8 protein-coding genes are annotated in these 12,345 nt (G+C 70.6%); 4 read left to right on the forward strand and 4 right to left on the reverse strand.

Annotated elements, in window-relative coordinates; translation table 11 throughout:
- The first annotated feature begins 194 nt into the window (after positions 1 to 194).
- Positions 195 to 1,121 (forward strand): DMT family transporter, encoded by a 927-nt coding sequence (locus KF737_RS21955; protein ID WP_367273257.1) that lies wholly within the window; start codon positions 195 to 197, stop codon positions 1,119 to 1,121.
- A 355-nt stretch (positions 1,122 to 1,476) separates the two neighbouring features.
- On the opposite strand, the gene KF737_RS21960 is transcribed toward KF737_RS21955, so the two are convergent.
- Positions 1,477 to 2,073, reverse strand: a complete 597-nt coding sequence (locus tag KF737_RS21960) for a PEPxxWA-CTERM sorting domain-containing protein (protein ID WP_296460545.1) — start codon at positions 2,071 to 2,073, stop codon at positions 1,477 to 1,479.
- A 91-nt stretch (positions 2,074 to 2,164) separates the two neighbouring features.
- On the reverse strand, positions 2,165 to 2,593 hold the full coding sequence (locus KF737_RS21965; RefSeq protein WP_296460550.1) for a YkvA family protein: 429 nt from the start codon (positions 2,591 to 2,593) through the stop codon (positions 2,165 to 2,167).
- Positions 2,594 to 2,647: 54 nt separating this feature from the next.
- Here KF737_RS21965 and KF737_RS21970 point away from each other — a divergent pair, with 54 nt between their 5' ends.
- A complete protein-coding gene (locus KF737_RS21970; RefSeq protein ID WP_296460553.1) occupies positions 2,648 to 3,427 on the forward strand; it encodes an SDR family NAD(P)-dependent oxidoreductase in 780 nt (259 codons plus the stop codon).
- A 180-nt stretch (positions 3,428 to 3,607) separates the two neighbouring features.
- On the opposite strand, the gene KF737_RS21975 is transcribed toward KF737_RS21970, so the two are convergent.
- Together KF737_RS21975 and KF737_RS21980 are read right to left on the reverse strand one after the other, a co-directional pair.
- Positions 3,608 to 4,078 (reverse strand): hypothetical protein, encoded by a 471-nt coding sequence (locus tag KF737_RS21975; protein WP_296460556.1) that lies wholly within the window; start codon positions 4,076 to 4,078, stop codon positions 3,608 to 3,610.
- 78 nt (positions 4,079 to 4,156) lie between these two features.
- On the reverse strand, positions 4,157 to 5,629 hold the full coding sequence (locus KF737_RS21980) for a helicase HerA-like C-terminal domain-containing protein (protein WP_296460561.1): 1,473 nt from the start codon (positions 5,627 to 5,629) through the stop codon (positions 4,157 to 4,159).
- 278 nt (positions 5,630 to 5,907) lie between these two features.
- Here KF737_RS21980 and KF737_RS21985 point away from each other — a divergent pair, with 278 nt between their 5' ends.
- Both KF737_RS21985 and KF737_RS21990 read left to right on the forward strand, forming a co-directional pair.
- Positions 5,908 to 7,071, forward strand: a complete 1,164-nt coding sequence (locus KF737_RS21985) for an AI-2E family transporter (protein ID WP_296460564.1) — start codon at positions 5,908 to 5,910, stop codon at positions 7,069 to 7,071.
- Between the two features lie 227 nt (positions 7,072 to 7,298).
- The gene (locus tag KF737_RS21990) at positions 7,299 to 12,152 is read left to right on the forward strand and encodes an NAD-glutamate dehydrogenase (protein ID WP_296460568.1); all 4,854 of its coding nucleotides are present in this window, start codon (positions 7,299 to 7,301) and stop codon (positions 12,150 to 12,152) included.
- The last annotated feature ends 193 nt before the right edge of the window (positions 12,153 to 12,345 follow it).

Genomic DNA, 12,345 nt, shown 5'->3' on the forward strand with positions numbered 1-12,345 from the left:
CGGTTGGGTCCCGGTCTTCGCCTGCGGCGAAACCGGGATGACAATCGTGGGAGAGCTTCTCTGCGATCTCCGCGGTTCAAGAATCGGGCGGACAAGCCGCCCACAAGCCATATGCGATCGCCCACCCCTCCTGAGGTTGTGCGCCGCGACCGCCGCCTCTACTGAACGCGGGCAATCCGGGAGGCGGCGCGGGCGTGGGCGGGGGCGGGGGCGAAGCAAGGCGGAGCTCGAACCTGCAGGGCGCGCTCTGGATGCTGGCCTCGGCCGTCACCTTCTCGGTGATGACCACGCTGGTGAAGTTCCTGGGCGACGACTACTCGGCGCCGCTGCAGACCTTCTACCGGCAGGCCGCGGGCCTCGTCATCCTGCTCCCCTTCATCCTGCGCCACCGAGGCGCGGCGTTCGCCACACGGCGGCCCGGGATCATGATCTTCCGCTCGCTGGCGGGGACGGTGGGCCTGATCCTGTCGTTCTACGCCTTCCAGTCGATGCCGCTGGCCGACGCCAACGCGCTGTCGTTCACCCGCACGCTCTGGCTGGTCCCGCTCGCGGCGTTCGTCGTCAAGGAAGAGGTGGGGCCGCTGCGGATCGCCGCCGCGCTCGTCGGGTTCGCCGGCGTCCTCATCATGGTGCGGCCGGGCGCCGGGGGCCAGTTCGCCGTGGGGCTGCCCGCGCTGGCGATGCTCGCCTCGTCGTTCCTGTTCGCCTTCACGGTGACCGGCATGAAGGTGCTGACCCGCGACCACACCCCGACCGTGATCCTCTGCTGGTCGGCGGCGCTGGGCTTCCTGCTGTCGATCCCCGGCGGGATCATCGCGTGGAAGTGGCCCGCGCCGCCGGACCTCGCCCTGCTCTGCGCCATGGGGGTCATCGCGACCGTCAACCAGGCCTGCTACATCAAGGGCATGCAACTGGGCGAAGCCGCCGCCATGGCGCCCATCGACTATACCCGGCTCGTGTTCACCGCCTCGATCGGCTTCTTCATCTTCCACGAGGTCCCCGGCGCCTGGACCATCGCCGGCGCCGCCATCGTCGTGGCCGCCACCCTGTTCATCACGCTGCGCGAACAGCAGCTCGCACGCTCGGCCAAGCTGAGCGCCGAGCCCGAGGGCGAGCGTTAGAGGCTGTCAGGGACTGCGGCTGGCCAGGGAAATCGCATATGGATGCGGGCGGCCGAAAGGCCGTCAGTCGAACCGCAGAGATCGCAGAGATACGCAGAGGATTCCGGGGGATCTGCGACCCTCTCTGCGTATCTCTGCGATCTCTGCGGTTCATGAATCGGGCGGACGAGCCGCCCACAAGCCATATGCGATCGCCCTGCCCGCAAGGGGGAGGGGAAGCAGTAGATTTGGCCCAAAACATCCCGTCATCCCGGCCGGAGGGTCGTATTCGGCTCTCCGCTGCGCTGCGGCCGGGATGACGATCTATAGTCTTGAATCCAGGTTGCTTTATCTCATCCGCAATCGAGGGCGAGCGCTAGGCCAGCGCCGCCCGGCGGCGGCGGAGCGCCGCGCCGGCGCCCGCGAAGCCCAGGATCATCAGGCCCCAGGTGGCGGGCTCCGGCACGCCGGCCACCAGGTTGTCGCCGGTCAGCACCACGTTGTCGAACTTCGCCAGGAAGTGGCCGCTCGAGGCGTTGGTGGTGTGCATGCCCAGCGTGATCGTGTGGGTTCCCGCGCTCAGCGCGCCCAGGTCGAAGCTGCGGCTCTGGAAGGTGTTCGTACCCGCGGTGCGCGTGAGCGACACGCCGTCGAACAGCACATCGTAGCTGATCGTGCAGCCCTGGCAGACCAGAGCCCAGGCGTCGAGGTCGAGCGTGTAGTCGCCGGCCAGCAGGGTCAGCGTGCGCGTCGCCCGCGCCGTCAGGTCGCCGCCGCCGGGCGGGGCGTTGATGTAGGGGCCGAGGATGCCGCCGGCGTCGATGCCGGCCGTTCCGCCGTAGTTCGTGGTGAACACCCACTCCGGCCCCACGCCGGCGTCGAAGTCGTCCGAGAACACGACGGTGGCGGCCTGCGCCTGGGCGCCCAGCGCGGCGGCCGACAGCGCAGCCGCCCAGAACAGCTTATGAAACATGAAGATACCCCCCGCGACACCCGGCCCACGCGACCGGTCGCGGACCATGCGGCGGCGCGCGGACGGCGCCCTCCCCCGATCGGGGGTGTCGCTACCCGCCCCGCAGCCGGGCGATGTCGCGCTGCGCGGCGTCCTTGTGCCTGGGCTTCAGGTTGCGGCCGACGACGGCCATCAGGGCGGCGAACACCGCCGCGTCGTCGGTGTAGCCGAGGCCGGCGATGAAGTCCGGGATCGCATCCACCGGCAGCACGAAGTAGGCGAGCGCCGCCAGCATCATGCCCTTGGCCGCGATCGGGGTGTCGTCGTCCCGGGCGCAGTACCAGACACTGAGCGCGTCCTTGGCGAAGGGGATGCGCGCCGCCACCCGGGCGATCTTCGGCCAGAAGCCGCGGTCGACCCGCCGTTCGTTCAGCTTCATCACCGAGGGGACCAGGGCGTGGTCCTTGGCGATGACCCCCTTGGCGTCGAAGGAGGCCGCCTCGAAGGTGACGTCGGGTGAGACTTTTTTGCCGCCGCTCATGGAGGTAAGGGTTCGCCGGTTTTACTCACGCCATCATATGGGAGCGGGCGTTCCATGGAACTCAATTCATCCGTCGCGGCGGTGATCACGGGCGGCGCGTCGGGCCTCGGCGAGGCGACGGCCCGCCGCCTGGCCGCCAAGGGCGTGAAGGTCGCGATCTTCGACATGAACGAGCAGAAGGGCGAGGCGGTCGCGGCGGACATCGGCGGCGTCTTCTGCAAGTGCAACGTCACCTCCGAGGAAGAGGTCGACGCGGCCTTCGCCAAGGCGCGCGCGGCCCACGGCCAGGAGCGGATCCTGGTGAACTGCGCCGGCACCGGCAACGCCATCAAGACCGCCAGCCGCGACAAGCAGACCGGCGAGACCAAGCACTTCCCGCTCGACGCCTTCAACTGGATCATCCAGATCAACCTCGTCGGCACGTTCCGCTGCATCGCCAAGTCGGCGAAGGGCATGCTGGACCTGGAGCCGGTCGACGGCGAGCGCGGCGCCATCGTCAACACCGCCTCGGTGGCGGCCGAGGACGGCCAGATGGGCCAGGCGGCCTATTCGGCGTCGAAGGGCGGCGTGGTCGGCATGACGCTGCCCATCGCCCGCGACCTGGCCGGCGACGGCATCCGCGTGAACACCATCCTGCCGGGCATCTTCAACACCCCGCTGATGAACGCGGCCCCGCCGCAGGTGAAGGAGGCGCTGGCCGCCTCCGTGCCGTTCCCGAAGCGCCTGGGCGCCGCCGAGGACTACGCCTCGCTGGCGCTGGAGATGATCACCAACGGCTACTTCAACGGCGAGGACGTCCGCCTCGACGGCGCCATCCGCATGGCGCCGCGGTAACCAACCTCCGCGTGTCATCCCGGTTTTGGCGAAGCCAAAGACCGGGACCTAACCGTCCGGTGCGTCGATGGTCGGGGGCCGGCCCCGACTGTCGAGGCCAGGGCGCCACCTCAGAGCACCGGCGGGTTGGGTCCCGGTCTTCGCCTCCGGCGAAACCGGGATGACACGCATGGGGAGGCGCTAATGCAGCGTCGTGTGCGCGTCGGGTTCGAGGCCGCGGGCGGGCAGGGACCAGCCGGCGGCGGAGAGCGCGTTGTTGAGCTGGCGGCTCAGCATGATGACCATGCCCGGCTCGCGCACGATCGGCTCCAGCAGCGCCTCGGCGAGCGGCCGGTCGACGAGGGACAGGCCGCAGGCCACGATCAGCCGCTGGGCGTCGGTCGACATGCCGCCGCAGTGGCTGCAGGTGAGGCGCAGGGGGCGCGCGCTCGCCGCCTCCACCGCCTGGATCCAGGCCAGGAACAGGCTGGACGCCCGGGGCGAGGCCTTGGCGGCCAGCACCTCTCCGACGTGGCCGTGCGGGCGCTCGCCCATCAGCCGCGCCGCCGACCAGGCCTTGAGCGCGTAGAACAGCAGCCGCTCCGCCGGGAACAGCCGCGTCTCGCACGCCTGCGGCTCGCGCTCCACCCTCGCCACGCCCTGCGCCGACATCACCGCCTCCACTGTTGCGAATGGTTCGCAACAGGACCGCGCGCGAGCTAGTTGCGAGTCAATCGCAAAAAGTGGCCGCTAGCGCCGCCGCGTGGGCCGGCTGGAGGCGGCGAGCCCGCCCAGGACGCCCCGGATCAGTTCCCGGCTGAGCTGGCTGCCGAGGGTGCGCAGCATCGACTTGGCGAAGGCCTCGCCCATGCCCTGGCGGTTCGACGCGCGGGGCCGCGGGGCCGCGGCCGCCTCGCTGCTCTGGCGCGCCGGTGGCGCGGCCTCCGGCTCGGCCCGCTTCTGCTGCAGGATCTCGTAGGCGCTCTCGCGGTCCAGCACCTGGTCGTAGAGGCCGCGCACCGGGCTTTGGCCGATCAGCGCCGTGCGCTCGGCGGGCGTCAGCGGCCCCAGGCGCGAGACCGGCGGCCGGACCAGGGTCTTCTGCACCACCGTCGGCACGCCCTTCTCGTCCAGCACCGAGACCAGCGCCTCGCCCACGCCCAGCGCCTGGATCGTCTCGGCGGTGTCGAAGGCGGGGTTGGGCCGGAAGCTCTGGGCGGCGGCGCGCAGCCCCTTCTGCTCGGCCGGCGTATAGGCGCGCAGGGCATGCTGCACCCGGTTGCCGAGCTGGCCCAGCACGGTCTCGGGGATGTCGGCCGGGTTCTGGGTGACGAAGTAGATGCCGACGCCCTTCGAGCGGATCAGGCGCACCACCTGCTCCACCTTCTCCAGCAGCGGCTTCGGCGCGTCACGGAAGAGGAGGTGCGCCTCGTCGAAGAAGAAAGCGAGCTTCGGCTTCTCCGGGTCGCCCACCTCGGGCAGCTCCTCGAACAGCTCCGACAGCAGCCAGAGCAGGAAGGTGGCGTAGAGCCGGGGCGTCGAGATCAGCTTGTCGGCCGCCAGGATGTTGATGTAGCCGCGGCCCGAACCGTCGGTCCGCATCAGGTCCGAAAGCTGCAGCGCCGGCTCGCCGAAGAGGTTCGTCCCGCCCTGCGTCTCCAGGCTGAGCAGGTTGCGCTGGATCGTGGCGATCGTGGCGGGCGAGATGTTGCCGTACTTCGCGCTGAGCTCTTTCGCGTTCTCGGAGGCGTGGGTCAGCATCGCCTGCAGGTCCTTCAGGTCCAGCAGCGCCAGCCCCGCCTCGTCGGCGGCCCGGAAGACGACCATCAGGACGCCTTCCTGCACGTCGTTCAGCTCCAGCATCCGCGAGATCAGCAGCGGCCCCATCTCGGACACCGTCGCGCGGACCGGGTGGCCCGCCTGGCCGAACAGGTCCCAGAAGACGACCGGCGCCGCGCGGGGGTCGAGCGTCAGGCCCATGCTCTGGGCCCGCGCCAGCATCTTCTCGTTCGGCGTCCCGGGCGCGCCCACGCCGCAGAGGTCGCCCTTCACGTCGGCGGCGAAGACCGGCACGCCGGCGTCGGACAGGCCCTGCGCCAGGATCTGCAAGGTCACGGTCTTGCCGGTCCCCGTCGCGCCGGCCACCAGCCCGTGCCGGTTCGCCCGGCTCAGCAGCAACTGTTCGGGCTGGCCCGAGAACCCGATCAGGACGCCGTCGCTCATTTCCAAGACCCCCGCAGAACCGCCATAGCCAAGAGAAGCACCAAAGACCCGACCCGGCCCGGCTTCCACGGCCTTTTCGTGTCCTTCCGCGTTTTCGCCGTTCATGCAATGCGGCTTCGCGACCCGTTCGCCGGGAATTCGCAACGAACCGTGCCGAAAAGCGCCTGCGGCGAGGCAAGACGCCTCCCCTTGCGTCGCGAAGAGGGGTAGAGCACACCCGATTTGACGGCGAAGGTCCTTCGCGCCGAAAGTCGCTCCGAGCCTTGCCGAAAGCGCGCATGCCCGCCCCAAGACCCCTGGCCTCCGCCGTCGCAGACCCCGTCGCGCGAAACGCCCTGGTCATCCTGGCGACGATCGCCGGGGGCCTCGTGCTCTACCTGCTCTCCGACATCCTGACGCCGCTGGCGCTGGCCATCTTCCTGGCGCTGATGATCGACGGGTTCGCCCGCGTCCTGCAGAACCGGATGCCGGGCGTCTCGGGTCGCGTCGCCACGCCGCTGGCCATCGCGCTCTCGATCGTGATCTTCGGCGGCGCGGCCTTCTTCATCGCCGACAACGCGGCCTCGTTCGCGGGCCAGTTGGTCGGCTACGCGCCGAAGCTCAACGGCCTGATCGCGCGCGTCGCCGGCATGGTCGGCATGGACGTGCCGCCCACCATCACCCAGTTGATCCAGCGCGCCGATCCGGCCAGCCACCTGGGCCAGGTGGCGCGCGGCCTGCAGAGCTTCGTCTCCACCGCCGCCTTCGTGCTGGTCTACCTGGGCTTCATCCTCGCCAGCCGCCGCGGCTGGGAGCGCAAGGCCGTCAGCCTGTTCGAGAACCGCGAGCAGCGGCAGGAGGCGGTCGCCGCCTTCATGCGCATCCGCAACGGCGTCGAACAGTACCTCTGGGTGCAGACGGTGACGGGCCTGATGATCGCCGTCGCGTCCTGGATCGCCATGGTCTCGGTCGGCCTCGACAATGCGCTCTTCTGGTCGATCCTGATCTTCATCGCCTCGTACATCCCCGTCGTGGGCGGGATCATCGCGGTGGTCCTGCCGCCCGTCTTCGCCCTGGTGCAGTTCGACACCCTCTGGCAGGCGATCGTGCTCTTCGTGGTCCTGCAGGCCATCGGCATGTTCGTGGGCAACGTGATCCAGCCGCGCATGCAGGGGCGGAGCCTCAACATGGACCCCATCGTGCTGCTGATGGCGCTGGCCTTCTGGAGCGTCGTCTGGGGCCTGCCGGGCGCGTTCCTGTCGACGCCGCTGACCACCGTGATGATGGTCGTCCTGATGCAGTTCCGCGGCGCCCGCTGGATCGCCGTGCTGCTCTCGGCCGACGGCGAGCCGGGCGAACTGCGCAAGGGTCAGCCCCACGACACGCCCGACGCCGGACCCGTCAAGCCGGCGGCGCGGCGCCGTTCGAAGGCCCAACCCAAAAAAGACGCCCCCGGGACTTAAAACGTGACCTCGCTCTCCCTACCTGATGTTGGCTGGACGACACATTCCTCCAGCAGGTGCGTCCGTTCCCCAACCCCGCGGACGCAGCGAGCAAGCGGAGCTCTGCCGGCCCCCCACGGCGGAGCCACACGCCGCCGGATTCTCTCCTCCGGCGGCGTTCTCGCGTCTCGGGGCCTCGCATCTCGGGGCCTCGCATCAGGCGTTCTCCAACTGGAAGGAGGCGCCGCATGAGCCGCGCTCCGCGCACCGCATCCGCCCTCGCCAAGGCCCTCGGCGCCGAGCTGAAGGGCGACGCCTCCAAGGCCGTGAAGTCGTTCGTGGCCCAGGCGGCCGAGGACGCCCACGCCGACGAGACCCCCGAACTCTCCACCGCCGACCTCGCGAGGAACCTGGCCGACCTCTGGCGCTACGGCGAAAGCCGCCGGGGGCGCGGCCCGCAACTGCGCGTGACCGACGCGGTGGGCGCGAGCTTCGACCGCCTCGACATCGTGCAGGACGACGCGCCGTTCCTGGTCGACAGCGTCATGGGCGAGATCGCCGACCAGGGCCTGTCGGTCCGCGCCATGGTCCACCCGATCGTCGAGATCCGGCGCGACCGCGCCGGCCTCCGCGGCGACACCGGGACCGCGCGGCGCGAGTCGATGATCCAGGTGATGATCGAAGACGTCGGCAAGGCCCGCGAGAAGGCCCTGCTGGACGGCGTCAAGGCCACGCTCGCCGACGTCCGCGCCGCGGTGGAGGACTTCCCGGCCATGCTGGCGCTGATCGCCCGGACGACCGCCGAACTGCAGGCCTCCGGAAAGGCCCGCCCCGAGGAGATCGACTTCCTGAACTGGCTGCACGAGCAGCACTTCGTCTTCCTGGGCGCCCGCAGCTACGAGTACCCGAAGCTGAAGGACGGCGAGTACGCGGCCGAGGAGCCGATGTACCAGCCGAAGGACGGCCTGGGCGTGCTGCGCGATCCCGGGCGCACCGTCCTGCGCCGCGCCAGCGAGCCCGCGGTGCTGATGGCGGCGATGAAGGACCGCATCGTCCGCGACCCGGCGCTGACCATCGCCAAGTCGAACGTGCGCAGCCGCGTCCACCGCCGCGGCTACATGGACTACGTCGGCATCAAGCGGTACGGCGACGACGGCCGGCCCTCGGGCGAGGTGCGGTTCGTGGGCCTGTTCACCGCCGAGGCCTACGACCAGCCGGCCACCGCCGTGCCGCTGATCCGCGAGAAGGTCGCCCGCGTACTGAAGCGCGCCGGCGCCGCGCCCGGCAGCTACAACGAGAAGCGCCTGCGCAACATCGTCGAGAACCACCCGCGCGACGAGCTCTTCCAGATCGGCGAGAACGAGCTGCTGGCGATGGCGCAGGGCATCCTGCACCTGGCCGACCGGCCGCGCGTGCGGCTGTTCGAGCGGCGCGACCCGTTCGACCGCTTCGCCTCGGTCCTGCTGTTCGTGCCGCGCGACCGCTACGACTCCGACCTGCGCAGGAAGGCGGGCGACCTCCTGACCGAGGCCTACGGCGGGCGCCTGTCGGCCTACTACCCGAGCTTCAACGACAGCCCCCTGGCGCGGGTCCACTTCATCATCGGCTTCACGCCGGGCCAGCATCGCGAGCCCGACCTGCGCGCGCTGGAAGTCGCGATCACCGAAGCCGCCCGCACCTGGGAAGACCGCTTCGACGCCGCGATCCGCGCCGACGGCGCCGATCCCCAGGACGCCGCGGGCCGGATGGCGCGCTACCGCACCGCCTTCCCCGCCGGCTACCGCGACCGCTTCGACGCGGCCGAGGCGCTGGAGGACGTGGCGGTCATCGACGGGATGGCCCCCGGCCAGGCGATCGCCGTGCGCGCCTACCGCGCCGCCGGCGACGGCCCGCTGCACTTCCGCTTCAAGCTCTACCGCCGGATCATCCCGGCCGCGCTCGCCGACGTGCTGCCGATCCTGGAGAACATGGGCCTGAAGGCGCTGGCCGAGGCCGGCTTCGCGATCACGCCGAGCGATACCCCCAATGGGGGCCAGGACGCCGTCTGGGTCCACGACTTCGAGATCGAGGACCCGCGCGGCGCCAACCTGATCTTCTCCGAGATCAAGGACGCCTTCGAGGACGCGGTCGTCGCCGTCTGGACCGGCAAGGCCGAGAACGACGGCTTCAACCGCCTCGTCATGGAGCTGTCGATCCCGTGGCGCGACGCCGCCCTGGTCCGCGCCCTGGCCCGCTATCGCCAGCAGTCGGGGCTCGACCCGTCGCAGCGCGTGCAGGAGCAGGCGCTCTCCAACCATCCGGGCGTGGCGCGCCTGATCCTCGACCTCTGGCGCATCAAGTTCGACCCCGCCATCGCCGCCGACGTCGAGGCCCGCAAGGACCAGGCCGGCGCGGTGATGGACGAGATCGTCGAGGCGCTGCAGCTCGTCGACAGCCTGGACGACGACCGCGTGCTCCGCCGCCTGGCGCTGCTGGTCGGCGCGATCCAGCGCACCAACTTCTACCAGCAGGCCGGAGATGGCTCGGTGAAGCCGTACATCTCCTTCAAGGTCGCCTCCGGCGCCCTGGCCGACCTGCCGGCGCCCAAGCCCTACCGCGAGATCTTCGTCTCCTCGGTCCAGGTCGAGGGCGTCCACTGCCGCTTCGGCCCCGTCGCCCGCGGCGGCCTGCGCTGGTCCGACCGGCGCGACGACTTCCGCACCGAGGTGCTCGGCCTCGTGAAGGCCCAGCAGGTGAAGAACGCGGTGATCGTGCCCGTGGGCTCGAAGGGCGGCTTCTATCCCAAGCAGCTCCCGAAAGGCCCGCCCGACGCCGTCCGCGCCGAGGCCGTCGCGGCCTACACGACGTTCCTCTCGGGCCTGCTCGACCTCACCGACAACCTCGACGCCAGGGGCAGGGTGGTCCATCCGCCGGGCGTGGTGGTCCACGACGGCGACGATCCCTACCTCGTCGTGGCCGCCGACAAGGGCACGGCCACCTTCTCCGACATCGCCAACGAGGTGGCCGAGGACTACGGCTTCTGGCTGGGCGACGCCTTCGCGAGCGGCGGCTCGGTCGGCTACGACCACAAGGTGATGGGCATCACCGCCCGCGGCGCCTGGGAGGCGGTGAAGCGCCACTTCCGCGAGATGGGCAAGGACATCCAGTCCGAGCCCTTCACCGTGGTCGGCTGCGGCGACATGTCGGGCGACGTGTTCGGCAACGGGATGCTGCTCTCGACGCAGATCCGGCTGCAGGCGGCCTTCGACCACCGCGACATCTTCCTCGACCCCGATCCCGACCCGGCCAGGAGCTACGCCGAGCGCGAGCGGATGTTCGCCCTGCCGCGCTCGTCCTGGCAGGACTACGACCGGAAGAGGATCAGCAAGGGCGGCGGGGTCTTCTCGCGGTCGCTGAAGTCGGTCCCGCTGTCGCCGGAGGTCCGCGCGATGCTCGGCACGACCGCCGAGGCGCTCTCGCCCGGCGAGGTGATCAACCTGATCCTCAAGGCCCCGGCCGAGCTGCTCTACCTGGGCGGCATCGGGACCTACGTGAAGGCCAAGGGCGAATCCAACGCCGAGGTCGGCGACAAGGCCAACGACGCCGTGCGCGTCAACGGCGCCGACCTGCGCGTGAAGGTCGTGGGCGAGGGCGCGAACCTGGGCTTCACCCAGGCGGGCCGCATCGAGTTCGCCGAGGCGGGGGGGCGGATCGACACCGACGCCATCGACAACTCCGCGGGCGTCGACAGCTCGGACCACGAGGTGAACATCAAGATCGCCACCGGCATCCTCGAACGCCAGGGCAAGCTCACCCGCAAGGCCCGCAACGCGCTGCTGCCCAGGATGACGGACGACGTGGCGACCCACGTGCTGGTCCACAACTACGACCAGACGCTGGCGCTCTCGCTGCTGGAGATGGACACCGTCGGCGAGCTGGAGCCGCACGCGCGGTTCATGAGCGACCTGGAGCAGGCGGGCCGCCTGGACCGCGCGGTCGAGGGGCTGCCCGACGCGCTGGCGATCTCCGAGCGCAGGAAGGCCGGCAAGGGGCTCACGCGGCCCGAGCTGGCCGTGCTGCTGGCCTACGGCAAGCTGGAGCTGAAGCGCGAGATGGTCGCCGGCGACGCCACCGACGACCCGGTCTTCGAGCAGCTCCTGATCGACTACTTCCCGAAGCTGCTGCGCAAGTACAGGGACGCGATCCTGCACCACCGCCTGCGGCCCGACATCATCGCGACCGTCATCGCCAACGACGTGGTCGACCGCTGCGGGCCGTCGTTCCCGTCGCGGATCATGACGTCGGCGGGCGTGGACGTGACGGCGTTCACCGCGGCCTACGCGGCGGCCAAGCAGGCGCTCGGCTTCGAGGCGCTGTGGGCGGACGTCGAGGCGCTGGACCTGAAGGTCCCGTCGGCCGGGCAGATGGCGCTCTACCGCCGCCTGACCGCGGCGCTGCGCGGGGCCACCTTCTGGCTGGCCCGGCGGGCCGGCCGCGAGGACCTGGGCGTCGCCGAGCTCGTCGCCCGCTACGCCCCGGGCTTCAAGAGCCTGCATGGCCTGATGCCCGAGATCCTCTCGCCCGCCGAGCATGACGGCGTCATGGCCCGCAAGCGCCAGCTCGTCGAGGCGGGCGCCCCGGCCGACCAGGCGATGGCCGCCGCGGTCCTCGGCCCGCTTACCAACGCCGCCGACCTCGTGGACCTGGCCGAGGCGTCGAGCTGGCCGATCGCCAACGTGGCGCGGCTCTACTACGCGGTGGACGAGGTCTTCGCCTTCGACCGCGTGCGGGCGGCGGCCGGCGCGTTCCGGGCCGGCGACATCTTCGAGCGCACCGCGCTGCGCCGCCTGATCGAGGACCTGCTGAGCGAGCAGGCCCAGCTCACCCGCGCGATCATGGCCTTCACGGGCGGCGCCCAGGCCGGCGACGACAAGGCCTCGGCCCGCGACGCGGTCCGCGCCTGGGCCGCGCTGCGCCGCGATCTCGCCAGCACGGCCAGCCGCACGGTCCAGGAGATCGAGGCCGGCGGCGCGGCCTGGACCTTCGCCAAGCTCACCATCGCCAACGCCGCCCTGCGCGAACTGGCGGCCGAGGCGGCGAGCGGGCGCAAGCGGAAGGGCTAAGCCACTCTACAGCGAGCACATCCTCAGACCTTCTCCCCTTGCGGGAGAAGGTGGCGCGAGCCTCTCAGCTTCGTTGGCGCGCAAGCGCCGTTTTGATTCAAACCACGGAAAACACAGAAAACACGGAAGGCAGCGGACCACGCGGAGCCCCTTCTGTGTCCTTCCGTGTTTTCTGTGGTCCATCTTAGGGGCG

The organism is Phenylobacterium sp. (assembly GCF_019636135.1).
Classification (GTDB): domain Bacteria; phylum Pseudomonadota; class Alphaproteobacteria; order Caulobacterales; family Caulobacteraceae; genus Phenylobacterium.